At 37.1% G+C, this 25,586-nt stretch carries 20 protein-coding genes and 1 pseudogene; 4 read left to right on the forward strand and 17 right to left on the reverse strand.

Annotated elements, in window-relative coordinates; all coding sequences use genetic code 11:
* Positions 1–47 precede the first annotated feature (47 nt).
* The 17 genes and pseudogenes from pseI to MWU78_RS00495 all read right to left on the reverse strand — a co-directional run bounded on the left by pseI (position 48) and on the right by MWU78_RS00495 (position 15,955).
* On the reverse strand, positions 48–1,076 hold the full coding sequence (gene pseI, locus MWU78_RS00415) for a pseudaminic acid synthase (protein WP_246993920.1): 1,029 nt from the start codon (positions 1,074–1,076) through the stop codon (positions 48–50).
* Positions 1,066–1,659 carry a GNAT family protein gene (locus tag MWU78_RS00420; protein WP_246993921.1) on the reverse strand — a complete coding sequence of 198 codons (594 nt, stop codon included), beginning with the start codon at positions 1,657–1,659 and terminating at the stop codon, positions 1,066–1,068. The genes pseI and MWU78_RS00420 overlap by 11 nt, the downstream gene beginning before the upstream one ends.
* Entirely contained in the window at positions 1,660–1,881 is a 222-nt protein-coding gene (locus tag MWU78_RS00425; RefSeq protein ID WP_246993922.1) for a hypothetical protein, read from the reverse strand.
* An 8-nt stretch (positions 1,882–1,889) separates the two neighbouring features.
* Complete coding sequence (locus MWU78_RS00430; protein ID WP_246993923.1) at positions 1,890–2,888, reverse strand: ketoacyl-ACP synthase III; 999 nt, start codon at positions 2,886–2,888, stop codon at positions 1,890–1,892.
* A gap of 1 nt (position 2,889) precedes the next feature.
* On the reverse strand, positions 2,890–3,897 hold the full coding sequence (pseG, locus tag MWU78_RS00435) for a UDP-2,4-diacetamido-2,4,6-trideoxy-beta-L-altropyranose hydrolase (protein WP_246993924.1): 1,008 nt from the start codon (positions 3,895–3,897) through the stop codon (positions 2,890–2,892).
* Positions 3,875–4,585: a pseudaminic acid cytidylyltransferase gene (pseF, locus tag MWU78_RS00440; protein WP_246993925.1), complete on the reverse strand. Its 711-nt coding sequence runs from the start codon at positions 4,583–4,585 to the stop codon at positions 3,875–3,877. The genes pseG and pseF overlap by 23 nt, the downstream gene beginning before the upstream one ends.
* Positions 4,578–5,723 (reverse strand): UDP-4-amino-4,6-dideoxy-N-acetyl-beta-L-altrosamine transaminase, encoded by a 1,146-nt coding sequence (gene pseC, locus MWU78_RS00445; RefSeq protein ID WP_246993926.1) that lies wholly within the window; start codon positions 5,721–5,723, stop codon positions 4,578–4,580. Before pseC ends, pseF begins: the two co-directional genes overlap by 8 nt.
* Positions 5,723–6,736, reverse strand: coding sequence for a UDP-N-acetylglucosamine 4,6-dehydratase (inverting) (gene pseB, locus MWU78_RS00450; RefSeq protein ID WP_246993928.1), 1,014 nt, complete (start codon positions 6,734–6,736; stop codon positions 5,723–5,725). The genes pseC and pseB overlap by 1 nt, the downstream gene beginning before the upstream one ends.
* 15 nt (positions 6,737–6,751) lie before the next feature.
* A complete protein-coding gene (rfbD, locus tag MWU78_RS00455) occupies positions 6,752–7,549 on the reverse strand; it encodes a dTDP-4-dehydrorhamnose reductase (RefSeq protein WP_246993930.1) in 798 nt (265 codons plus the stop codon).
* Positions 7,528–8,073, reverse strand: a complete 546-nt coding sequence (gene rfbC / locus MWU78_RS00460) for a dTDP-4-dehydrorhamnose 3,5-epimerase (protein ID WP_246993932.1) — start codon at positions 8,071–8,073, stop codon at positions 7,528–7,530. The genes rfbD and rfbC overlap by 22 nt, the downstream gene beginning before the upstream one ends.
* 177 nt (positions 8,074–8,250) lie before the next feature.
* Positions 8,251–9,138 (reverse strand): glucose-1-phosphate thymidylyltransferase RfbA, encoded by an 888-nt coding sequence (gene rfbA, locus MWU78_RS00465; RefSeq protein WP_246993934.1) that lies wholly within the window; start codon positions 9,136–9,138, stop codon positions 8,251–8,253.
* 78 nt (positions 9,139–9,216) lie between these two features.
* A pseudogene (locus tag MWU78_RS00470) lies at positions 9,217–9,588 on the reverse strand (DUF559 domain-containing protein).
* A 39-nt stretch (positions 9,589–9,627) separates the two neighbouring features.
* Positions 9,628–10,671 carry a dTDP-glucose 4,6-dehydratase gene (rfbB, locus tag MWU78_RS00475; RefSeq protein WP_246993936.1) on the reverse strand — a complete coding sequence of 348 codons (1,044 nt, stop codon included), beginning with the start codon at positions 10,669–10,671 and terminating at the stop codon, positions 9,628–9,630.
* 2 nt (positions 10,672–10,673) lie between these two features.
* Positions 10,674–11,729, reverse strand: a complete 1,056-nt coding sequence (locus MWU78_RS00480) for a hypothetical protein (RefSeq protein WP_246993938.1) — start codon at positions 11,727–11,729, stop codon at positions 10,674–10,676.
* A gap of 6 nt (positions 11,730–11,735) precedes the next feature.
* The gene (locus MWU78_RS00485) at positions 11,736–13,421 is read right to left on the reverse strand and encodes a hypothetical protein (protein ID WP_246993940.1); all 1,686 of its coding nucleotides are present in this window, start codon (positions 13,419–13,421) and stop codon (positions 11,736–11,738) included.
* Positions 13,422–13,579: 158 nt separating this feature from the next.
* The gene (locus MWU78_RS00490) at positions 13,580–15,079 is read right to left on the reverse strand and encodes a GH3 auxin-responsive promoter family protein (protein ID WP_246993942.1); all 1,500 of its coding nucleotides are present in this window, start codon (positions 15,077–15,079) and stop codon (positions 13,580–13,582) included.
* 6 nt (positions 15,080–15,085) lie between these two features.
* The gene (locus MWU78_RS00495; RefSeq protein WP_246993944.1) at positions 15,086–15,955 is read right to left on the reverse strand and encodes a M23 family metallopeptidase; all 870 of its coding nucleotides are present in this window, start codon (positions 15,953–15,955) and stop codon (positions 15,086–15,088) included.
* Between the two features lie 198 nt (positions 15,956–16,153).
* On the opposite strand from MWU78_RS00495, the gene MWU78_RS00500 reads away from it, so the two are divergent.
* The 4 genes from MWU78_RS00500 to MWU78_RS00515 all read left to right on the forward strand — a co-directional run bounded on the left by MWU78_RS00500 (position 16,154) and on the right by MWU78_RS00515 (position 25,476).
* On the forward strand, positions 16,154–16,339 hold the full coding sequence (locus MWU78_RS00500; protein WP_246993946.1) for a twin-arginine translocase TatA/TatE family subunit: 186 nt from the start codon (positions 16,154–16,156) through the stop codon (positions 16,337–16,339).
* A 322-nt stretch (positions 16,340–16,661) separates the two neighbouring features.
* Positions 16,662–21,851, forward strand: a complete 5,190-nt coding sequence (locus MWU78_RS00505; protein WP_246993948.1) for a gliding motility-associated C-terminal domain-containing protein — start codon at positions 16,662–16,664, stop codon at positions 21,849–21,851.
* A 36-nt stretch (positions 21,852–21,887) separates the two neighbouring features.
* Entirely contained in the window at positions 21,888–22,808 is a 921-nt protein-coding gene (locus MWU78_RS00510) for a type IX secretion system membrane protein PorP/SprF (protein ID WP_246993966.1), read from the forward strand.
* 10 nt (positions 22,809–22,818) lie between these two features.
* Entirely contained in the window at positions 22,819–25,476 is a 2,658-nt protein-coding gene (locus MWU78_RS00515) for an OmpA family protein (RefSeq protein ID WP_246993967.1), read from the forward strand.
* The last annotated feature ends 110 nt before the right edge of the window (positions 25,477–25,586 follow it).

Genomic DNA, 25,586 nt, shown 5'->3' on the forward strand with positions numbered 1-25,586 from the left:
TCTTTAAGTTTTTAGGTGATAGTTATGTTGGTTCTAAAAACTTACTCTTATTCAGATAATAGGTGATGCTGTGACAAAGGGAATCCCATTTCAAGATTTTGGTTAAATCTTTTCCCCAAGACCTCGTTAAAATATTTGGGATGCATTCCGTAACCTGGTCGTATGGATCGTACATTTTCTTTGGTTAGAACATCCCCTGCTTTAACATCTTTAACTATAAAAAGAGAACGACAAAACTCTCTGCTCTTCTCTTTCTTTGCTGTCATTTCATAGTCAACTTTTCCCAACAACTTTTCTGTTAACCTTACGGCATCGACCATGTGCTTAAATTCTTTTTCGTCCAAGGAGAAATGAGCATCAGCACCGCCGATTGATTTGTCTAGAATAAAATGTTTTTCAATAACTTGTGCCCCTAAAGCAACCGCGACCATGGGCGCTTCAATACCCATTGTATGATCGGACAAACCTGATTTTACCCCAAAACGTTTCGCTATATCAGGAATGGTCGATAAATTAGCGTCTTCTGGAGCAGCTGGATATGCGGAAGTACATTTTAAAATGGTAATATCATGATTCCCTGCTTTTTTACAGGTTTCAATCGCCAATTCTATATCTTCAATAGTAGCAATTCCAGTTGATATGATCATCGGCTTTTGTTTTGATGCCATGTATTCAATCAATGGGATATCTGTTATTTCAAAAGATGCTACCTTATAAATAGGGGTATTTAAATCCTCCAAAAAATCTACTGCAGTGAAATCAAATGGAGACGAAAAACAAACTAAGCCTTCTTCTTTACCGGTTTCAAACAATTCTTTATGCCACTCCCAGGGTAAAGAAGCCTCTTTATATAAATCGTATAAATACTGACCATCCCAATGCGTCCCTTGTGTGATTTTAAAATGATCTTGCTTACCATCCATGGTTATGGTATCTGCGGTATAGGTTTGTAACTTTATTGCATCCGCACCCGCCCTCTTTGCAGCTCTAATAGTTTCTTTTGCAATGTCTATATTGCCACCGTGATTGGCCGATAGTTCGGCAATTATAAACGTCTTATTTATATTAGAGCACATATTCTATAATTTTTCTAGTTTTTTCTTTACTAATATTGAACCATGTTTCTGCAGAAAACTCTAGGGATAAATATTCGTTTTTAATGATATCTTGTGAAAAATTCTCGTTTAAAAGAACGGCTCCAAATAATTTATTAAGACGTATGGCATTTATATTGTCTTTTTTAACTATAGCTTTGATTTTACTACATTTTATTATCTCAAAGGCGATATAATGCATAAAATAATTGACAACTGCCCCAAAACCACTTCCAATCATTTCAGGCGCAATAAAATTGCCCCCAACAAAAGAAGCATCCTTTTCATTATATTGTATTAATGAAATTGACCCTAAAATCTCCCCTTTTTTTTTTAATGCCCAGTATCCAATATTTTTTTTGGACAAAGTTGAGACAAAATGAAAGTGATTTTCTTCAGAAATCAAATCTGAATTAACCATTCTTCTCCGTATTGAAAAATCATTTCTGATTGCCAATATCTTTAAAGAATCCTTCTTGCTTAGATTGGAATAGTTTATTAAGTGGTATCCTTCTATTTCTAAAGCACAATCCCTTCTTAATGCATGTAAATCTATTGGATACATTTATTCTAAATTATCTTCACCAACAAAATTAATTAGATCTTTTATTTGTTTTATTTCTTTAATTTTTTCTTGGGAAATACTTTTAGAAAAATTTTCATCAAAAAAAGCAATTAATAAAAGACTAGCCATAGAGTCTATCTCTATATATGTTTCCGTATTAATATTTGTTTCTTCTAAAAGTAAAATCTCTTTAATTTCTTCTAAAAAATGTTTCTTTTCCATATTTACCTTTATATTTCAATAATAGTTGCTCCCCACGATAATCCAACTCCAAATCCAGCGAGTAAAACTTTGTTTCCTTTTTTTATCTTCTCATTTTCTAGGGCTTGATGTAGAGCTATTGGTATAGTAGATGATACTGTATTTCCTGTTTTTTCTAAATCAATGTGAAATTTTTCTAAAGGAATTCCTATTTTTCTGCGCAAATAATTCAGCATAAATTTATTAGCCTGATGAAAAACAAAATAATCTACATCCTCTTTTTTTAATTTATTGGCCTTTAAAGTGTCAGATATTAATTTAGGGATATTGTTAATGGTAAAATTAAAAATTTCTGGACCATTCATATAAATGCAATTATCTGTAAATTGATTACCGTCGCCATAATTTTTAATTTCTGCCTTTTCATCGAATTCGTTTTTACCTCCACCATTTTTAATGATCAATTTATCGAATCCGGATCCATCCGACCCCAAATTGAACTGCCCTAATTTGTCTTTTTCGTCTTTTGTTATTATTGTTGCTGTTGCCGCATCTCCAAATATAGATCTGTTGCCTTTGTCTTTTTTATGGATATATTTAGTGTATGTATCTGCAGTTACAAAAAGAATTTTAGAAGCAATGCTAGCCTCTAGGAAGCCTTTACACATTGCTAATCCATAAACATAACCCGAACATCCGAGGTTGAAATCCAAAGCACCTATAGAGCTAGGAAGCCCCAGACGATCTTGTAGAATACATGCGCCTGTTGGAAGAATATAGTCTGGAGTTTGCGTACAAAGTATTATAAAATCAATATCATTGGTCCCTGATCTTTCAATTACATTTAAAGAGGCTTTATAGGCCAAATCCAAACTTGTTTCTTTTTCTCCTGCAATATGGCGTGATTTGATTCCGACTTTATCTTCTATCTTGTTTATATCAAAATCTGGAAAAATTTCTTTTAATGCTGCGGAATCCAATTTCCCTTCTGGAAGATAATATGCTATGTTTTCGATTTTAGCCCCCATTTTAACTTAATTTATTCATTAATTTTAAAAATCTCCTTTTTTGATTACCATCAATTAACATCCTTTGAGCTTCAATTTGATTTTTTATGTCATTTGCTGAAACATTTATTAGATGATTTTTTAGAAAATCAAATTGATATTTATTAAAATCACCTAACCCTTTAAAAACGGCTCTTCTTTCAAATTCGTAATAAGCCATCCTTTGATTTTCCACATAATAACCCGATACTAGGTACATATTGACCGATATCAATTCAAGCAAAATAGTACTTGTAGGTGCTACTGCAAAATTACATGTATCCATTAAGGTATGTAAACTTTTTTCATTTAAATTTTTGAATATCTTAACTTTAGAATTTTTCTTTTCTACTTCGAATATTTCCGGGTATTTGTATGCACCTCCAACAACAAGGTTAATTTTTTTGATTTCAGGAATATTCAATAATTCAAGCATAATTTTATATGTAAAATTATTTTTATCAGCTCCACCAAAGCAAACAAATACATTACTTAAAGATTTAATATCTCGATTTCCTAAAGATACCTTTAGAAAAGACGGTCTTAATATGGCATAGTCAGTTCCTAAAGCAAACTTAGTGTATTTTTCTTTTTTGTACTGAACGTCCGTTATATGGGGCGAATGGTTTACAACCAAATCTGCATACATATGTTCATTTGCCAAGTCGTCTACGTATATTAAAATATAACCCAACTCTTTAATTTTTTTTTGATAGGCACTCACAAATTGATATCCGTCAGCGATAAGAATATACTCCTCAGGTGGAAAATTTTCAAAAACCCAAATCGGTTCTCTATTTATGTTTACATGATTTGGAATTGTTTTTACCTTGTAATTAAGAGGGATGACATCTAAAAGAGTATCTTTTTTAGTTAAAAAAACAAAATCATATTCATCTTTATACATTTCAACCAATGCAAATAATCGATACAGATGCCCTAATCCAATTTCAGAATTTCCATCTGCCCTAAAGATTATTTTCTTTTTCATTGAGCAACATTTTATATTTAATCTCAGCTAACTTCCAGTCGGTTTCTGTATCTATATCTTGTGCATGAAGTTGAGATATGGTAACAGCGCCGGAATTATTTGTAAGTATTTTTTTTTCTTCTAAAAATGCTTTTGATTTTATCCAGTAAAATTGCCCTGAATCATGAAATCTAGGTTCTAAATCTTGCGATCGAGTATTAAGATGTTCCTTCCAAATCATTTCAACTTTATCATTCTTGATTTGTAGACAACGTTGAATAGGAAAAGAAAATTCCAAAACCGGAAAAACGGTATCAAAATTACGTTCAGTATCTATTAGTAAATTATATGCTTCGATAATTTTTTCTGACGTAACAAAAGGTGCCGTTGGTAAAATACAGCAAACATTGTCGAAGTTTAAACCTTGTATTGAATAGGTTTTTAAAACCTCTCCTATCACATCTGCTAATACTGCAAAATCGTTTGAATTTTCTGAACTGCGAATAAAAGGTATTTTCGCACCATATTGAGAGGCGATTTCAGCAATTTCCTCATCGTCGGTTGATACCATAACCTCCTCAAAAAGATTACTTTTTAAAGCGGCCTCGATAGAGTAAGCAATTATTGGTTTTCCCAAGAAAGGTTTAATGTTTTTTTGTGGGATACGCTTACTACCTCCTCGCGCTGGTATAATTGCTAGATTAGCCATTAATGAATGCTAGTGTTTTCTTTATTGCATATTCTTGTTCCTCATCTGTCAAGCTTGGATACATTGGTAAACTAATACATTTAGAGTAATAATTTTCGGAGTTGTCTAAAACGGCACTACCATAACCGATTTCCTTATAATATGGTAAAGAGTATACTGGAATATAATGTATCTGAGCAAAAATATTTTGGGTTCTTAGGAAGTCGTATAATCCTTTTCTATCCCCAACTTCTATAACGAATAAATGATGGGCATTGTAAGTTCCTTTGGGTAAATGTTGATATTTAATTGTTCCGTCAAAAGCACTTTTATAGGCTTCAGCAATCTCGTTTCTTCTTTTGACCCCAGCATCATTTTTAGAGAGCTGGCTAATACCTAAAGCGGATTGAATATCAGTTAATCTATAATTGAACCCCAGTTCTTGCATTTCGTAATACCAACCACCATGGTCCTCCTGCATGTTTTCCTTGGTAATTCCATGAGTTCGAAGCAATGACACCTTCTTATACAGCACTTCAGAGTTAGTGGTTACCATACCACCTTCCCCGCATGCTATATGTTTTACGGGGTGGAAAGAAAACACTGCTAAATCCGCGTAGTTTCCGTTACCACACTTTTGCTGCTTACCTTTTAAATCTGTAAAATACCCCCCTGGAGCGTGCGCAGCATCTTCAATGAGCCATAGGTCATGTTCGTCGGCTAAATTGCGAAATTCTTCAAGATTCACAGGTAAGCCTGCAAAATCAACCGGAATAATTCCTTTAAAGAAGCCTTTTGGTTTACTCTCAATAAGATTTTTGGTGCTTTCCAAAGATATTAGATAGGTGTCGGGGTCAATGTCTGCAAACCAAACTTCACCCCCGGCGTACCTTACGCAATTGGCAGAAGCTGCAAATGTTATTGGTGTTGTGATTACACGTTCTCCTGGTTTTATACCCAAGGCCAAAATAGCAAGATGTAACCCAGACGTGGCATTATTGACGGCCACAGCATATTTTGCCCCAACATATTCGGCGAACTTATCTTCAAACTCCTTTACCTTTGGGCCCTGCGTTAAAAAATCTGCAGTAAGCGTTTTTATTACAGCATCAATATCATCCTGCTCAATGTTCTGTTTTCCGTAGGGTATAGATTGCATTATATAACGAAATTAGTATCTACATGTTCTTTTATTAAGCATCTTAAAGTTTCAACCGTTTCCCATTCTTCATTTTCACCCGAATTATAACTAAAATTTGATGGTACGGGTTTTGCATTAAATTCTTTTATAAATTCTTCCAATTTCCATTTGTGTGTGGAAGGTAATATTGTATAATATTTTCCAAGATCATAGGTGTAAAAAGAATCTGAAGGAGTAATCATTTCTTCATGAATTTTTTCTCCTGGCCTGATTCCTACTATTGGCTTTTTGCATTCAGGAGCAATTGCTTCGGCAACGTCCAAAATTCTGTAGGACGGTATTTTGGGAACATAAAGCTCTCCACCCCAAGCATATTTCAAAGCATGCATTACCATGTCAACTCCTCCTTGAAGCGAAATGTTGAACCTGGTCATATTGGGATCTGTAATAGGCAAGGAACCCTCTTTTTTCTTATTAATGAAAAAAGGTATTACAGAACCATTGGATCCCATAACGTTGCCATAACGTACCACGGAAAAACGTATTGGACTGTCCCCTTTAATATTGTTGGCTGCGACAAATAACTTATCTGAGGTCAATTTGGTGGCGCCATAAAGATTTATTGGAGCACAAGCCTTATCAGTTGATAACGCTACTACTCTTTCAACGTTCGTGGAAAAGCAAGCATCCACTACATTTTGGGCCCCGCCTATATTCGTTTTTATGCATTCCTCTGGATTATATTCAGCTAGATGAACGTGTTTCATAGCTGCGGCATGGATGACGTAATCTACACCTTTAAAGGCCCTAATTAATCTATCCCTATCCCTTACGTCACCAATAAAGAATCTTATTTGGGGAAATTGGTCAATGGGAAATTCTTGAGCCATTTGAAATTGCTTTTGTTCGTCTCGCGAAAAGATGATGACTCTTCTAATTTCAGAGTGATTAGATAATATATGGCTTGTTAAAGCCTTTCCCAAGGAACCAGTTCCTCCAGTTATCAAAAGTGATTTACCTGTAAAATCCATTATACACTTTGTTGTTTATTGTTTTAAAACGCTTATTTTAGGTCTCTTGGCAAAACTACGATAATTATTCTCCTTCACAATAGTTGTAGTATTTTTCAGTCCGTTGTCCTGCAATATGTTTTTGGCAAAACCAAACCAACTCATGGCTTTTCCGTCTGTAAAATGATAAATGCCATATTGTGGATTTGTATTTGAAATTAGTTCCAAAATGTATTTGGCCAAGTTTACTGCATTAGTCGGGCAACCAACTTCACTATCTATTATGCGTAATTCCTCGCCCTTTTTAGCCATTTTCAAAATGGTCTTGTAAAAGTTGTGACCATGTGTTTTATGGTACAACCATGAGGTACGGACAATATAATACTTATCCAATATTTCCTGGATATACTTTTCTCCCTCCCATTTGGACATGCCATATGCGTTAATTGGGTTTGGTTGGTCATCAATCGTATATGGTGATCCTTTTTCTCCATCGAAAACATAATCGGTAGATATGTGGATCAAGGTAACATTATAATTTTCGCAGGCCAGTGCCAGATGCTTAACGGCTTCAGCGTTCACTTTAAAGGCGATTTGTGGGCTTTTCTCTGCTTTTTCTACATTGGTGTAGGCAGCGCAATTAATACAGTAGTCAAAATAGCCTATTTCAATGGTTTTCCACACTTTTTCAGTGTCTGTTATGTCCAGAGTTTGGGAATTGGCAAATACAAATTTCAACAGTGGATATTCCTTAGCTATGTCCTGAAGACTAAGACCTAGTTGCCCAGAAGACCCGGTAACCAAAATTCGTGTTATAGTTGAATCTCTTTCCATAGGGGTAATTCCAAATCTTTTGGCGATAATATTAGATTCATGTCGTCTTTTTCCCAATCAATATCTAAATCGGGGTCATTGTATTTAATACCGCTTTCAGCCTCTTTGTGGTAATGGGAATCGCATTTATAGCTAAAAATAACATCTTCGGTCAAGGCCAAGAATCCATGCGCCATACCTTTAGGTATAAAAATAGATTTCTTGTTTTTCGAGGATAATTTTAATTTAAAATGCTGGCCGAATGTGCTGCTTTCTTTGCGCATATCTACTACTACATCCAAAACGTCACCTTTCAACACCTGCACCAATTTACTTTGGGCGTTTTTTCCGGTTTGAAAATGCAAGCCGCGTAATACTCCTTTTTTGGAAACTGAAATATTATCTTGAACAAAATTTATGGACTCGCCAATGGCTTGCTCTAAATTGGTTTTATGATAGGATTCAAAAAATAACCCTCTCTCATCCACATGAATCTTGGGCTCTAAAATAAAACAGCCTTCTAGCCTAGTCTTTGTAATTTTCAATGTTTCTAATATTATCTTGTTGTTCAGTTATCTTTTGATGATATTAATGGGTATCATTTTAACTCATTCATAACAGCGTAACTTCAACCCCAGGTTATCTTGTTATTCAGTTATCTAGCGATCTTTCGATGATGTTAACGAGTTTCATTTTAACATCTTCACAGCTACGTAACATCATCACTTCATCACGACCCCACCAAATTGGTCTATAAGTAGCCCTAATAAATATTTGCCATAACCACTTTTTAATAGGGGTTTTGCTAATTCCCGCAGTTGATCTTTTGAAATATACCCCATGGTATAAGCTACTTCTTCGATAGATCCTATTTTTAGCCCCTGTCTGTCCTCTATGACCTCAACGAATTGGGAGGCCTGCATAAGGGAGGCGAAGGTCCCTGTATCCAGCCAAGCCGTTCCCCGATCTAAAATGCTCACTTGTAACTTGCCCTGTTCCAAATAGGCCTTATTGATATCGGTTATTTCCAGTTCCCCTCTTTTGCTGGGTTTTATTTTTTTGGCGATAGCAATTACATCGTTATCGTAAAAATATATGCCAGGTACAGCATAATTGGATTTTGGATTGGTCGGTTTTTCCTCGATACTTATGGCTTTTCCTTCCTCATTAAATACCACCACTCCATAACGTTCAGGGTCCTGAACATGGTAGCCGTAAATAATACCCCCATCCGGGTCGTTATTGGCCTGCAATAATGTTGCTAGTCCGGAACCGTAGAAAATATTATCACCTAAAATCAAAGCAACTTTATCGGTTCCAATAAAATCTTCCCCAATGATAAAAGCCTCTGCCAATCCATTTGGATTCTCTTGGGAAGCAAATTTAAAAATACAGCCCAATTGGGAACCGTCACCCAAAAGGGTTTTAAATTGGACCTGGTCCTGAGGAGTGGTTATTATCAAAATTTCCTGAATACCCGCCGACATTAAGGTTGCCAGCGGGTAGTAGATCATTGGCTTATCATAGATGGGCATCAATTGTTTGCTCATCGCCAAAGTGATGGGGTATAATCTTGTTCCGGATCCTCCTGCCAATATGATGCCTTTCATTTTTTTGATATCTAGTTATGTTGTAATATTTATTGCAAATTATTCCCCCTTTGAAGGGGGTCAGGGGGATGTTATGCCTCAACAATTATTATTTAAATTGTCTATTTTATCCTTCAATACTGGTAAAACACTAAAAATTTGTTGTTTTATGTCATTATCGGAAATCCTGAGAAAAGTTACGCCATATTGTTCTATTTCAACTTGTCTTCTTTTGTCATACTGTTGTTTGTAGTCATGACTATTTCCATCAATTTCAATGGCCAACTTGATCTCATGAGAATAAAAATCGACAATATAATTTAACATCGGGACTTATCGGTGAAATTCTATCCCCAATGCTTTACGTTTAATTTGGTTCCATAACAATATTTCAGTCAGCGTACTATTTTTTCTTAGTTCTCTGGCGTATGCTTTAAGCTTTGGGTTATATGGTATTATTCTGTTTTTCAAATAGTAAACTCTTTACATCCCCCTTCGAAGGGGGAATTGTTAGGGGTACTGCCTCTCATAATATTCCTTATACTTGCCCGAGGTTACATTGTTTAACCACTGCTCATTGGTCGAATACCAATCAATTGTTTTTTCCAGTCCTTTCTCAAAAGTAACGGATGGTTCCCAACCCAATTCCCTTTTAATTTTTGAAGCATCTATTGCATATCGTAAGTCGTGACCTGGCCTGTCCTTGACAAAAGTGATGAGTCTTTCACTTTCCCCAGGGGATCTTCCCAATTTTTCATCCATTTTTCTGCAAAGCAATTTCACCAAATCTAAATTCTTCCATTCATTAAAACCGCCGATATTATAGGTTTCGGCATTTTCTCCGTTGTGGAATAAAAGATCTATTGCTCTGGCATGGTCTTCCACATACAACCAATCCCTTGTGTAATTCCCGTCGCCATAGACAGGCAAAGGTTTCTTGTTGATGATATTGTTCAAAAATAATGGAATCAATTTCTCCGGAAATTGATAGGGGCCATAATTATTGGAGCAATTACTAATTAAGTAGGGCAGGCCATAGGTTTCCCCATAAGCCCTAACAAAATGATCCGAGCTTGCTTTTGAGGCAGAATAGGGGGAGTTTGGATCGTAGGCCGTGGTTTCGGTAAACAAACCGGTTTTTCCTAGGGAACCATACACCTCGTCTGTACTTATGTGATAGAAGCGTTTATCCCTAAAATTTTTATTCCAGATAATTTTCGCGGCATTCAATAGATTTACCGTTCCTAGTACGTTGGTCATTACAAAGGCCATGGGATCTGTTATGGAACGGTCTACATGTGATTCTGCTGCTAAATGAATAACACCTTCAAATTGATGCTTTATAAAAAGAGAATTAATAAAATCAGGCTCGCAAATATTACCTTTAATAAAGGTATAATTCAGAGATGACTCTATGTCCTTCAAGTTCTCTAAATTACCGGCATAGGTTAGAGCGTCCAAATTATAGATATTATAATTTGGATAGTTGGTTACCAATCTTCTAACCACATGGGAACCAATAAAGCCGGCCCCACCGGTAACCAAGATGTTCATAACTATTCTTTTTTATAGTTTTTTAAATAGCTGTTTAACCCCAATAGACTTAAAAATAACAATGTAATCCCTATAAATCCAAGGGGAATCCGAAATTTATTACTGTTCAATATTCCTTTTATCTCTACACCCCTTCTAGGGAAAGCGGATATAACATTTAAAATGCTCGATTTATTGGCTCTTTCTTCGTTTAACAGTACTAGGTTTTGTTTTAACTTGTCAACTTGGTTTATCAAGGCCAATTCCTTGTTTTCTTGACCGTTATTTTCTCCCAAGCTTATGTTAGTTCCCTGCAATGGTTTTTCTGCCTCTTTTTCCATTACGCGCTTATATAAGTGCTGTAAAGAGTCAACCTCCATTAATTGCTTTTTATATAGACTGTCCTGTAAACTTATGTTTAGGTCACTAATACTCTGTTGCAGCTGAAAATATTCGTTTCTGGAAATCGACTTAATAATGGATGGCTGAATCTTTTTGGCGACTGTATTATCTGCCGCTGTAACTGAAATGGTATGGAAACGGGAATCCATTGCATTAAAATTCTTCAAATAATTTTCCATGTCTATGGCCTTTTTGGTAGTTGAATCCAAACTGCGCACAAACTTATCGAACAATTGAACCTTTTGGTTTTCATCCGAATAAGACTCAACCTCAAACTTTTTAATTTTAGAGGCTTCGGAAACACTTATTTCCATAGCCTCAGCCAGTGCTATTGAATCTTCGGACCTAGCCAACTCATTATAAAAATTTACGTTATTGTACAACTGCTGTACACTGTTAAAATTGGGCTCAACCACCATAGTAGAAATATATTTTGGTTCTTTTACCATATCCAAGTAGATGCCTAATGCCAAACCTAACACAGCTGCAATTACAAATTTTAGAAAATGCTTTTGTAAAAAAAGTAGGGATAGAATAACCATGTGAAATATTCCCTTCAATATATTTCCAATAAATCGGATTAGTTTCTTGAATCCGTTTCCAATTAATTGAAAAAGTTGACCCAAATCTACTTCCTCGGAGGAAGAATGGTTAGGAGTTGGTTGTTGATTAGCCATATAAATTTAAGAATTAAATATTTGTGTTAGTATTTTGTCCGTTATTAAATAAGTGGGTTTTACCCCTGTGGTGCCCAAACCGCCTGAAGCTAGGGTACTTCCTGTTTCCAAAGGATTATCGGAAGCGTAATAGGCATAACGTACTTTAACGTCTTCCCGTATACTTTTTCTAATTTTTGAAGCGGATTGTATGGCCTTTTGATAATGAACACCCTCCATTTCCAAACCGATCACATTCCAAGTGGACTCATGGAAGAATTTAAGGATGTCCCTATTCTGTAGGGAGGTTCCCAAAACGGTTACCATTGCCCCTTGAAGCACCCTAAGTCCGTTGCCTTCAAAATCGTCCTTGCTCAATTCATTTTCAAAAGGGTAGTTATCAGCCGTTCCCTCAAAAATATGGGCATCCGGAATCATGATGTCTCCTTTTCCACCCTCCAAGATACCTGCTTTCCCCATAATTGTGATTGAGGCTACATTCAAAAATATCTCTTGGTTTTTTTTGGTCCCGTAGGGTTTTAATAATTCATCTATGGTTTCATAGGCCTGTTCCCCGAATGCATAATCCATTACAAAGATAATAGGTTTTTCACTTTCTGGACAGTTTAATGGCAAATCGTAGCAACAAGCGTTTTTGTCCAATTTGGCCATGTCAAAAATTTGGACATCTATATTGGTGCCGGAAACGTCATCAATAGAAATCATCCCGTTCTTTTTGGCATGGGCAATGACTTTTTCCCTTAAATTGGAATTTTTGGGGATGCTTAAAGCTTCATATATTTCCAATTTTGATTTGCTTTTAAACGATTTTGATAAGGCCTTTTGCGCAAACAATGAATTCATCACACTGTGCATATTGGCACTAATAATATGAATTGGACGTTCCATAAGTCCATTCTCCATTAGGGTTTCTTTAATCCTATTGGCCCAACGTTCCCCATGAATATGGTGGCCCAGACGCTCTCTTAACATGGGACTAAAAGTTATTGCTCTTTTATTTCCCGTTGTTTCTTCCTCAATGGCGAGCTTGCCCAACCAATAGATTATTTTTAAAAAGCGTTCAGGTTCTGTTGCAGTGGATAATTGTTTATGAACTGCCATAATCTCTATAAATGGCCTTCCCAAAATATTGGCTACATGAATCAAGGCAACCTCTCTTTCCAGTTGGGTAAGTTCCTCCTTTTGAGCCGCCTCCTCCAATTTCACCCAGTCCCTAACCGTTTTATCAGTGTCCTCTATAAGGACTTTTTTACTTAGCTTTTCTGATTCTATAAATAAAAAGGTGAGATGTGTAAGTATGTCATAAATATCGGATCTACCTCTTGTGATTTCAATATTCATCTGTTCATCATCGATCCTATAACAGTTTCTACGTCTTTTAGGCGGTATTATGGGTTTAAATTGGGAACCGGCATATCCTTCATCCGAAGTCAGGTTTATAAACCGGCATTGTTCTATGCCTTCCGGTAATCTTTCCAAAACATACATAAGTCCGTTCAGCTCAGCTTTTTCATCGGCAATGGAGCCATATATTTCTGGACGTAGCTGTAAAAGAGATTGTCTTAATGCAGCTCCGGAAACACCTGAAGGCTTGTAAAATCCACGATTAAAAAGATGACGCATTGTAATATACAAGCGCTCAATGGCATTGGTGGATTCTTGTGCCCTAGTAGTGTTAACGGTTTTACTCATAAGCGGATTTCGTGCAAAACTACAATTTAAATTGTTTATTTTTTCCTTGAGTGTTTTTTCTCTATTGGCTACTAAGTACTTACTTATTAAAATTAGACTTTTTTGTCTAATAGATTGGTCGATTTATATATTAGGCTTAATCTATATCTGATATTGTATTATTTTAAGAACTTACTTCTCAAGGCATCCGCTACTTTTCGGTCATTGGACAGTCTTTGAACTTTATTCTGACCTCCTAATTTCCCAATGGACTGCATATAATCCTGAAAGCCTCCATTTTTTATTTGGGTAATTTTTAGCTTTTGAAGTATTTTTCCTTCTATTAAATCATAGTAATAACTGTTCTGTCGCTGTAAGGAATTATCCAATATGTCGATAAATTTTTTGATATCCGATGGAGGATGTTCAAATTCTATCAACCATTCGTGATAGGGAAGTTCCCTTTCTTCCGGATTAATCTGTGGGGCGACGGTAAATTCGTTTATTCTTGCGTCGGTACCGTCTATGGCCTGTCTCATGGCTTCCTCTACTTCTTTCCCTATAACGTGTTCGCCAAAGGCGGAAATAAAATGCTTTATTCTACCGGAAACTATAATTTTATAGGGTTTTATAGAAATAAACTGAACGGTATCTCCCAAATTGTAACCCCACAAACCTGCATTGGTAGAAATAATCATAACGTAGTTCACCCCCAGCTGCACCTCCTTAAGGGTAATCCGTTTGGGGCTTTTTACAAAGAATTCATCGGCTTTAACAAACTCATAAAAGATCCCGGAATTCAATAACAGGAGCATTCCCTTTTCTTTTTGTGAATTTTGATAGGCGAAAAATCCCTCACTGGCCGGAAATAATTCTATACTGTCTACTCTGCGCCCGATGAGGTTTTCAAACTTGGCTCGATAAGGTTCGTAATTGACCCCACCATAGATAAAGAGTTGAAAATTTTTGAAAAGATCTCCTATTTTTTTATCCGTCTTTGCGTTTAGCTTTTCAAAGTACATTTGAACCCAAGATGGTATACCGGCAATAACCGTCATATTCTCATTGACAGTTTCCTCTACAATTTTATTCACCTTGGTGTCCCAATCTTCCAAGCAATTGGTTTCCCAGCTCGGCAATCTATTTTTTTGGAGGTAGTTGGGGACATAGTGGGCGGATATCCCTGATAATCTGCCGATTTTGATTCCGTTTTTTTCCGACATTTCCGGACTCCCTTGTAGAAATATCATTTTTCCATCCACAAAATTTGCATTTCCGGTTTCATGGATGTAGTTTAAAATGGCATTTCGTGAAGCCTCAATCTGGTATTTTATGGATTCGTGGGTTATAGGAATGTATTTTACTCCGGAGGTAGTACCCGATGTTTTTGCAAAATAGGCTGGTTTGCCAGGCCATAGGACATCTTTTTCACCGGCAACCACTTTTTCCACATATCCCTTTAATTCCTCGTAGTCCCTTATGGGAACATGTTCCACAAAATGGGAATGTGTTTGTATTTGCGAAAAATGGTGATCTTGGCCAAAGTTGGTATGTGTTGCCTTGGCAATGAGGGACTTGAATACTTTTTCTTGGGTTTCAATGGGGCTATTGACCCATTGGGCAGTTTTTCTTGCGATATTCCGGGCAAATATTTTTGCTGCAAATGATTTTAAACTCATTTAATTTTATTTAAAATCTATAAAATCCAAGGGATTGATCGGGCTTCCGTTACTCCATAGTTCAAAGTGTAGATGGGGTCCTGTGGTTAACTCACCGGTATTTCCGACCGAAGCAATAACCTCACCAGTTCGGACTACATCGCCTTGGCCTTTATTTAATGCCCCGTTGTGTTTGTATACACTTAAAAGTCCGTCTACGTGTTCCAGTATAATAACATAACCTGTTTCCGCCGTCCATTCAGCAAACACAACGGTGCCATTGGCTACAGCCTTGATGGGACTGTCTTTTGGTGCCACAACATCTACCGCAAAATGCTTATTTTCCGCATCAAATCCTTGGGATAGGGATCCACTTAGTGGAGAAAAGAGAACTTGCCCTGGATTATTAATGTTTCTTTCAAACAAATTATATTTATCCTCCAAGGCTACCTGAGCCCTTAATAGGGAATCTTCTTTTATTGGGGTTAAATCTATAGTGGATGGATCTAGTTTGTACTGTTCAAATAGGGAATCACGATTAATTTCATTATTCTCAATATCGCCACGTAACACCTTTCTGATATTATCTAAATACCTGTTGGTATAATTTAATGTGGCTACTAGGGAATCTGTCCTATAGGTTAGTTCTGTGGCCTGTCGCTTTAATTTTGTGGAAGAGTATCCCGGAATATATTCTCTTAAAGGGGTGAAAGCGATTAGCAATATAGTGAAACCTATCAATCCAATAATGAAAAGGGAACCTGTGACAAAAACATTCATTCTACTTAATTTAAATGAAAGTTTTTCCTCAAAGGTACTTTCATTCAAAATCACTAGGCGATACTTGTGTAAAAGTTTCTGCTTAATTTCTTTTCTTTTCTTTACCTTTTTGGCCATAATGAACAAAGATAAGGTTAGTATTTAAATATAATTCCTTTATTATTAAATTTGATATTCAGCAATTATTTCGCAGCAAAAGTATCCATTAACAAAATATATTCTAATTTAGAATAATTAAAATATTTTATAGTCGTTAAAATTAACAGCATTCTAACATCTTTTTTAGTACCTTTGTTACTCTTAAATCATCATACTATGATAACTTTATACACATTCTTAGTCATTGGTCCAATGCAAATAGCCTTGGTTGTGGCGATTGTCTTATTATTATTTGGAGGAAAAAAGATTCCGGAATTGATGCGTGGATTGGGAAGCGGAATCAAAGAATTTAAAGATGCTTCCAAGGAAGACGATAAATTAGAAGAGAAGAAAGAGAAATAACAGTTTTATACTTTATTATAAAAAAGCACTCCTAAACGAGTGCTTTTTTTTTGTTCAATTGTGGCCGTTTGTGGGCCATGAATATTCAGCACTGCATTTTATCGATTAAGCCTATCTTTCATTGACTTCTTTAAACACCATTTTTAGAAGTTTCACTACACTATAACTTCATTTCACCACGGTTAAGCCTAAACACACAACAATAAAAATGGCCTTTTTGGGTTAAGTATTAGTTTTGTTCTTGCATCCCATTTTATATGGGCTGTTTAACAAAATTTAAAAAAAATCCCCCCATAGGCTTATACCTATGTAAAATTTATTAATGAAGCATACTATACGCAATCGCATCTCGTGTTTTTGTTGTTCTATCCTATTATTTTGGGTCGTTGATGTTTCCTCACAATCTGGTGTTGGAGGAAATTTTGCTGTTGAGGCAAACCTATATTCGGGGGAGCCAAACGCAGGAAATGACGATTGGTTTGCCGGTAATTCTGGAATGGGTGTCATTGACGAAAGTAATTTTGTTTCTTTTCAGGGAATAATAAATTCCGGTCAGAACACAGCTTTTCAGGCTTCTATGGGGAAACCCAATTATAGTGTCCAAAACGGGCGACTTTGGTATGGAGCTAATTTTGGACATGACTATATTGCCGAAGAAAATGATAAGACTGCCTTTTCCCAAGGGCGAAACGGGGACAACCCTGCCAATTGGCAAGTAAAACCTTCTAAAATTTCAAAAAAGGCCGATATAGTTGATTCCTTTGTACATGTTCGAAGAGATGGAATGAACTTAACTGATGACCTATGGGTAACCATGGCAGTAAGTACTTCGGATAATGGGGGTGCACACTATACTGATGTGGAATTTTTTATTGAAGAAATACAATTGGTTGGAAATTCGTTTTCCAACTTTGGTCAGGAAGAAGGTCATACTGCCTGGCAATTTGATAATGATGGAAAGGTTACAACAATTGGCGACCTTGATGTTGGATTCGACTATTCGGGATCCAGCGTAATGAGTTTGGATGTTAGAATTTGGATAACTCGGGAGGATTATTTGTCCAACGCTGGATTTACCTATAATAGTTTTGACGGAGAAAGCGGCAGTTCTGTATATGGATATGCACATGTAGACTATGGGCAAAATTCCTTCAGTAAAATAAATAGTACTTCCACAAGCGCACCGCCATGGGGTACTTATAAAGATGATTTAACTCCTTCCTCTACCTACGGTAAAGAATCTTTAGCCGAAGTTGGACTTAATTTTACTGGCTTGGGTTTTGACCCGGCAGTGATTTTTGGATTGGATGGTCCATGTTATTTTCCTTATAGTGCGGTTTTGATAAAAACAAGGGGCTCTTCTTCATTCAGTTCTGGACTGGTAGATTTTGCTGGACCGTATGCTTTCTTGGGAACGGCATATGAAGGGCAATTGGACACTAGTATTCTTAGTCCGATAAATTTTGACAGTTGTATTCTAGATCAAGCCATAGCATTGGAGGCCAATTTCAAATCTTCATCGGCGCTCTATTACTGGGAATCGGTAACTCCTGGTGTTACTTTTCCTGATGGGACTACTCTAAAAGAAGGTGTAGGTCTAGATTTGATAAAAATTCAAAACCCAGGAACCTATAGATTAAATATTGCACCATGTTCAGGTTGTACCCCAGATTCTTCAAATGCAACAAGCATCACCGTTTATGCCAGTCCTTGTGCCAATGATGACCACGAGCAGGTAACCCGAAATAAGTCGGTCGTTATTCAGGTATTGGAAAATGATATAGACCTTGACAACAATATCAATATAAATTCTATTAGCAATGCAGGACTTTTACAACCTGCCAATGGCACGGTAACTATATCCACCGCCACCGCTGAGATAATGTATACCCCAAATCCTGGATACTTAGGTACAGATACCTTTGAATATAAAATTTGTGATACGGATGGACTTTGTGATGTTGGATTGGTGACTGTTGAGACTTTTGATGAGATACCACCACCATTTATTGACTCCGATAATGATGGTATTCTCGACCGTTCAGATTTGGATGATGATAACGATGGTATTCCGGATATTGAGGAGCTAAATACTGTAATCGCTAATTCGCAACCACAATGTGGAGGGGAAACAACTTTGGATTTCAGTGCCAACGCAGTGTTGCTTTCCGGGACGGCCTTGCAACAAGGTGCAGTATATAGAATTCCGAATGTTACTTCAGGTACCGATGCCTTGATTACTATTGTACAGATTTATAATGCCACGGTAACCGAAATCGACAACAATAGTATGGCAAAAGAAGCCTTTAGGCCATATACGGCTTTTAATTTTGCCAATAAAGGCGATCAAGGGCTTATAGAATATAAGATTCGTTTTGTGACTTCTGGGGGTTCAAATCCAGTGATACTCGATAAAATCTTTATGAATTTTAATGATATTGATGGCACCCATCAATATGGTGAACAGGCTTGGAGCTACAACCCCACGAGTTATGTAATTTCAAGTCCAACCGAATTGACAATGTCTACCGACGGAAAATGGGTAATAGGTACCGCTGGTACTACTACCTATCCTACTGGAAGTAATATTGTACCTCAAGTTAATTTTGGGGTAGATTATAATTCAAGATCCGAAATTTCTATCCGTGTAGGTGCTGTGGCAAGGGTTGCTGGTGCTTTCTCTACTCAAAGACAACATAATATAGAATTTGGTTGCGTTACCAACTATATTGATCCCAGAATTTATGGATTGGATAACGATTGGGATGGAGTGACCAACCAATTGGATCTTGATGTTGATAACGACGGTATATATGATGCTGTGGAAGCTGGGCACAACCAAACCCATACCAACGGGGTTGTTGATGGGCCCTATGGCCTTAACGGTTTGGCAGACAACGTGGAATCAGCTTTAGACAATGGCGTCATCAACTATGTTATAGGTAATACTGATGGTACTGCCGGACCGGATTATATGGATACGGACAGTGATGATGACGGTTGTAGTGATGCCAATGAAGCCTATAATAATCCTAATTCAGATCAAGGGGACAATCCATTTTACGGAACAGGAACCCCACCCAAAATCAATTCCAATGGAATAGTCATGGCTGCAACCTATCCCGTCCCAGCCGATGTGGATGGTAATGGAGTATTTGAATTTCAAGAAAATACCGCTCCGTATATCGTGACCCAGCCTATTGATAAATCCATATGTCCTGGGAATGATGCTTCGTTTTCAGTTGTAGCTGCCAATACGGATACATACCAATGGCAATGGTTAAATGGTTCTGTATGGGAAGATCTTTTGGAAAGTGGAACATACAGTGGGACAAAAACCAATGTTCTTGATATAACCAATGCTTTATTGGGCGATAACGGAAGTTCGTATAGAGTAGTTATTGCCAACGCTACCCATATCTGTCCTGTGGACGCTTCAACCCCAGTAACATTAAACGTATTATCTCCGCCAAGTGTAGTTGCCAATGCCTCGGCCACTGCGGTAAATGCAGGGGAAACTGTTGTTTTGAAAGGTGCGGGTGCGGATAGTTACGTTTGGGACAATGGAGCCTCTGATGGAGCTCCCTTCCCTATATTCTCCACCACTGTTTTCACGGTTATAGGGACAGATGCCAATGGTTGCGAGGGTAGGGATACGATCACTATTGTGGTCAATGGCATGTCCGACCTTAGTCTGACGAAAACTGTTGATAATCCCAAACCGAATATTGGCGAGAAAATAATATTCTCTTTAACGCTGACCAACAACGGTCCGGAGGAGGCAACAAATGTTATAGTAGAGGATCAAATTCCTGTTGGTTACAACATAAATGCTATAAATGATGGTGGTGTGCTAAATGGTAATAGTATTAGCTGGACGCTTCCAAGTATTGCTATGGGCACTCAGGTCCTTACTTACGAGCTTATAGTAAACGCGCCCACAGGAGCGGTGGATGAATATAAAAATATTGCTCAGATAACATCAGTAGATCAGATTGACCCCGATTCAAGTCCCAATAATGATGATAATGACCAGAGTGAAGATGATGAGGACAGTCATACGATCCCAACACCAACCTTAGACTTAAATGTTAGTAAGACAGTAGACCAACTGGAAACATTTGTTGGCGACACAGTGACATTTACTATAGACGTAGTAAATAATGGCAACTATAGTGCGTCCAATATTATTATTCAGGATATACTTCCGTCGGGCTATGACCTAATAACTGCCAATACCAATAATGGTAGTTACAATACCTCAAGTTCATTATGGGAAATTCCTTTCATTGATATTGCCGGAACAGCTACTTTGCAAATGTTGGTTACCGTTTTAAAATCCGGGGATTATACTAACATTGCCAAACTGGTTAAAGTGGATCAGTTGGATTCGGAAAATGCTAATGATCAGGATGAGGCCGATGTTTCTGTTGTCCCCATGGCCGATATCAGCTTAAATAAAACGGTTAATAGTAATATGCCCAATGTTGGGGAAGAAGTGGTTTATACTTTGACAGTCACCAATGATGGACCGGATACGGCCACCAATTTGCAAATAACCGATCTACTCCCCTTTGGAATTACAGTTGGCAATATTAACGACGGTGGCGTATTAAATGGAAATAGAATTATCTGGAACGTGCCAAGCTTGGAGATTGGATTCATTGCCCTCACTTATGAGGGGACCATTAATATCCCACAAGGAGTTAATGGAGAATACAAGAATATAGCTCAAATAACCAATGTGGATCAATTGGACATGGATTCCGCTCCCAACAATGATGATAATGATCAAAGCGAGGATGATGAGGACAGTCACACAATTGGTACGCCTATTGTGGATTTGGAAACTTTCAAAACGGTAGTGCCGCAAGAAGGCTATATAGGGGATGAGGTTGTATTTACTGTTAGGGTTATAAACCATGGACCATATGTAGCTTCCCATTTGGGAATAACAGAAGAGCTGCCAGCGGGATATAATTATGTTTCCTCAAAAACGGATAATGGTACTTATGATCCAATTATGGGTATTTGGACTATGGAAACTTTAGGTATTGAGGAAAGTTCAACACTGGAAATCAAAGCTACCATAACTGAATTGGATGATTATGTAAATGTAGCAACTCTAGCTTATGTTGATCAGTTGGATTTCAGGCCTAACAACGACTCTTCTATGGCCGGTATTACCCTGATCGATTTGGAGGTAAAAGAAATAGATGAGGATTGCATGGTAATTTTTAATGAATTTTCGCCGAACAACGACGGATTGAACGATGTTTTCTTTATTGAATGTATAGAAAGTTACCCAAATAATTATCTACAGATCTTCAACCGTTGGGGCAAAAGAGTTTTTGAAACCACAGGATATAAAAATGATTGGCATGGAACAGTATCCAAGACCAATAATATTGGTTCTGATAATAATTTACCGGTAGGCACCTATTTTTATCTCTTGGATTTTGTGGACGGTGTAAGACCGGTTAAAAGTGGATGGCTATACATTAGCCGATAATTTGACGATTAATTGCAATACAATAAATAGTTTTTAATGATTTCCCCTAAAGTTAGATTTTTAATACTCCTTTTGTTGCCAGTGTTCTATGTGAGCTACGGACAGCAAGAGCCACAATATACCCATTACAACTTCAATACGATGACCGTAAATGCGGGTTATACAGGTTCCCACGGGCATTTGACCATTTTGTCGCTTTATAGAAGTCAATGGGCTGGTATAGAGGGTGCGCCCAGTACTATAACGTTCGGTATAGAATCGCCTATTGGATTATTTGATGGCCTCGGACTCTCCATTATACATGATGAATTGGGGCCGTCCCAAGAAACCTATATGGATGGGAATTATGCCCATAATTTAATACTTAATCGAAATGGCGATAGACTTGCACTGGGGTTAAAGGCTGGAATAAAATTTATGAGCCTGGATTGGTCCAAGGGGCGGTATAGGGAACCCGAAGCAGCATTTAATGAGAATATCAACAGTAGGGTTCTTCCCACTATTGGAGCCGGACTCTTCTATTATACCAATAGGTATTACATTGGTGTTTCAACGCCTAATTTATTGACGGGTAAGCATTATGACGCCATAGCGGAATCTGAAGCTTCCGATCTTGTTCATCTTTATTTAATTGGTGGTTATGTCTTTGATTTAACACCTGATTTAAAATTTAAGCCATCCTTTTTTGTAAAGAATGTTGTAGGAGGTGCTGTGTCCATTGATGCTTCGATCAACTTCCTGACATACGAAACTTTAAATTTGGGCGTTAACTATAGACTAGAGGATTCTTTGAGTGCTCTTATCGGTTTTCAAATCAGTACCAAAATCAATATGGGGTATGCCTATGATTACAGTATTAGCCAACTAAATAATTACAATTCGGGAACCCATGAGATATTTTTTAGATATCAATTGATTTCAAAAGTCAAAAAGCTCAAATCCCCTAGATTTTTCTAATTAAACAACCATGAAACAACTTCTAACAGCCTGCTTGCTCTTTCTTGCTTTAATTGGCAGTGCCCAGGGAATTAGGAAAAACGTTCCGTCAAATGCAGATGAACGATTTTCTGATATAGATTTAAGTAACAATGTCAGGTCCAGTTCTACATTGGATTACAAAAGTAGTGTTACGCCGGAAAGCTTTAAAAAGAGAGCTGCCGAAAACCATATTAAAAGCAGGACCTTTAAAAATCTTAAAGGGGCGAATGAAGGTTTTTATATTGTCTCCGGTGTATTTTCCGATTTGGGCAATGCTCAAAAACTTGCCCAAAAATTAAAGGGACAAGGTTTTGATGCCAGATATATTAGTAATCCCAGTAACGGTCTCAATTATGTTTATTTGGGTAAATACGATAATTTGGATAAGGCTATTGCTGCCTGTAATTCAAAATTGGATGGCTCCTATTCCGACTCATTCTGGTTAATGAATGTTGATAATGGTGGAAAATCCAAAAAAATAGAAATAAGTGGGAATGGTTCTGTTACAAATTCTGTATCTCCTTTCTCTGGTACTGATAACTCTTCCGTTCATGATGTGAATGATTATCCTAAAGGAGTTCAATTGCCGGGGCAAGATGAAAAATCTTCCCCTAAAGACAAGAAGTCCTCGCCCAAGGAAGAATTATCTATAGATGAGGTTACCTATGATATGCTTAATCCTGTTGAGGAGGGCGATATGGTAAGTAATAAGGTAAAGGAAAATAAATCAAAGGATAAAGGTAACCCCAATGCTACAAGGCTGATTCAAAAAGCAGATCAATATTTTGAGAAGATGTGGTATGCGGAGGCTGCCGAATTATATGAAGAAGCCATAAAAAAGGATCCCAATAATTATTCCTTGGAAATTCTTCAAAAAGCTGGGGATGCCTATTATTACAATACTAATATGGCAAAAGCATATTACTATTATGATATGATTTTTGAAAGATATGAGAATGAGGTTTCCCCAGACCAAATTTTTAAGTACGCACATACCTTGAAAGGCACTGGTAAGTACGGGAAGTCCAAAAGGATGATGCGTTTATATGACAAAGAGGTCAAGAATGGCAATGCCGGTTCCAATGTGGATTTCAATGCGAACAAAAAAGAGGCCGTTTTGGACAATATTCTAAATATGGAGCTCAAATTTGGGCTTAAAAACTTGGCTATAAATACTAAATATTCTGAATTTTCACCAATGTTCTATAATGAGGATGAGATTGTATTTGCCTCTGCCAAAGACTCTTCAATTTTTAATACTAGACGGTATAAATGGAACAATCAACCTTACCTGGACCTTTATGTATCCAAAGTGAATAAGGAGTCCCAAGACCTGAAGGAAGCTATAAGATTTTCAAAGAAAATAAACTCTAAGTATCACGAGGCGTCGGTTGCTTTTACTCCAGATAATGCAACCATGTTTTTCACACGAAACAATTATGGCAAAAAATTAAAAAGATCTAAAAATGGTGTGAATCACCTAAAAATTTATACATCAAAGAAGGTTGATGGGGAATGGTCCGAGGCTGAGGAAGTGCCTTTTAACAGCGATGAGTATTCCACGGGGCATCCTGCCTTAAGTCCGGATGGCAAACAATTATATTTTGTTTCCGATATGCCTGGAACAATTGGGGAAACGGATATTTTCGTGGTTGATGTCTTGGGTGATGGAAATTATTCCGAGCCTAAGAATCTGGGCCCTGAAATAAATACGGAGCAAAAGGAAATGTTTCCTTTTATTAACGATAAGAAGTTGTACTTCGCTTCCAATGGACATGTAGGACTCGGCGGATTGGATGTTTACGAAGTGGCTTATGATGAGGAGGGATTCAAGGAAGTAGTTAATATGGGACAGCCAATTAACAGTAACAAGGATGATTTTTCATATATCGTTAATGAAAAGGACCAAAAAGGATATTTTGCTTCCAACAGACGCGGTGGGAAAGGGGATGATGATATTTATTCTTTTGAAAGACTGGTACTAGAAGAGGTGGTGAAGAACGCCATTTCAGGGGTAGTTACAGAACTAATTACGGGCGATTTAATGCCGAAGGCGTTGGTGACCCTATTGGATGAAAATAATATTAAATTAAAGGAAATGGTCACGGAAGATGACGGTTCCTTTGTATTTGAAGATTTGGACTCCAATACCAAATATACCGTAAAGACTACTAAAAATGAATTCTTTGAAAATGTGGTGACGGCAGAAACCAAGGAAAATGAAGTCGTAAATGTGGATTTTACGATGAAGAAGTTAAAAGAGCTCATAGTAATTGAAGACGGAATTAAAAAGCTTAAAACAGATATGATTTTCTTCGATTTTGATAAATCGTATATAAGAAAAGATGCGTCATTGGAGCTTGATAAATTGGTAGAGGTGATGACGGAGTACCAGGACATGGTAATCAAGATTGAATCCCATACCGATTCCAGGGGCCCGGATGTATATAATAAATATTTGTCGGACAAAAGGGCCAAGTCAACAAGAGCCTATCTTATTTCCAAGGGTATTTCTGCAGACCGTATTGAAAGTGCTATTGGATATGGCGAGGAACGCTTGATCAATGAATGTGGAAACGGCGTTCGCTGTAGCAAGGAAAATCACGAACTGAATAGACGTTCAGAGTTTATAATAGTTAAGATGTAGTATTAGTAAATACACAAAATCACTAAAGTTTAAACCGCCTTTCTTATATGGAATAGGCGGTTTTTTTATTGCTATTGGCCCAATTAGCCTAAATAATATACCTTTAAATA

The sequence above is a fragment of the Arenibacter sp. F26102 genome (assembly GCF_023015865.1).
GTDB lineage: Bacteria > Bacteroidota > Bacteroidia > Flavobacteriales > Flavobacteriaceae > Arenibacter.

Coding starts and splice junctions, on each gene's coding strand:
- pseI (WP_246993920.1), bottom strand. CDS start 1,076: ATGTGCTCTAATATAAATAAGACGTTTATAATTGCCGAACTATCGGCC.
- MWU78_RS00420 (WP_246993921.1), bottom strand. CDS start 1,659: ATGTATCCAATAGATTTACATGCATTAAGAAGGGATTGTGCTTTAGAA.
- MWU78_RS00425 (WP_246993922.1), bottom strand. CDS start 1,881: ATGGAAAAGAAACATTTTTTAGAAGAAATTAAAGAGATTTTACTTTTA.
- MWU78_RS00430 (WP_246993923.1), bottom strand. CDS start 2,888: ATGGGGGCTAAAATCGAAAACATAGCATATTATCTTCCAGAAGGGAAA.
- pseG (WP_246993924.1), bottom strand. CDS start 3,897: ATGAAAAAGAAAATAATCTTTAGGGCAGATGGAAATTCTGAAATTGGA.
- pseF (WP_246993925.1), bottom strand. CDS start 4,585: ATGGCTAATCTAGCAATTATACCAGCGCGAGGAGGTAGTAAGCGTATC.
- pseC (WP_246993926.1), bottom strand. CDS start 5,723: ATGCAATCTATACCCTACGGAAAACAGAACATTGAGCAGGATGATATT.
- pseB (WP_246993928.1), bottom strand. CDS start 6,736: ATGGATTTTACAGGTAAATCACTTTTGATAACTGGAGGAACTGGTTCC.
- rfbD (WP_246993930.1), bottom strand. CDS start 7,549: ATGGAAAGAGATTCAACTATAACACGAATTTTGGTTACCGGGTCTTCT.
- rfbA (WP_246993934.1), bottom strand. CDS start 9,138: ATGAAAGGCATCATATTGGCAGGAGGATCCGGAACAAGATTATACCCC.
- rfbB (WP_246993936.1), bottom strand. CDS start 10,671: ATGAACATCTTGGTTACCGGTGGGGCCGGCTTTATTGGTTCCCATGTG.
- MWU78_RS00480 (WP_246993938.1), bottom strand. CDS start 11,729: ATGGCTAATCAACAACCAACTCCTAACCATTCTTCCTCCGAGGAAGTA.
- MWU78_RS00485 (WP_246993940.1), bottom strand. CDS start 13,421: ATGAGTAAAACCGTTAACACTACTAGGGCACAAGAATCCACCAATGCC.
- MWU78_RS00490 (WP_246993942.1), bottom strand. CDS start 15,079: ATGAGTTTAAAATCATTTGCAGCAAAAATATTTGCCCGGAATATCGCA.
- MWU78_RS00495 (WP_246993944.1), bottom strand. CDS start 15,955: ATGGCCAAAAAGGTAAAGAAAAGAAAAGAAATTAAGCAGAAACTTTTA.
- MWU78_RS00500 (WP_246993946.1), top strand. CDS start 16,154: ATGATAACTTTATACACATTCTTAGTCATTGGTCCAATGCAAATAGCC.
- MWU78_RS00505 (WP_246993948.1), top strand. CDS start 16,662: ATGAAGCATACTATACGCAATCGCATCTCGTGTTTTTGTTGTTCTATC.
- MWU78_RS00510 (WP_246993966.1), top strand. CDS start 21,888: ATGATTTCCCCTAAAGTTAGATTTTTAATACTCCTTTTGTTGCCAGTG.
- MWU78_RS00515 (WP_246993967.1), top strand. CDS start 22,819: ATGAAACAACTTCTAACAGCCTGCTTGCTCTTTCTTGCTTTAATTGGC.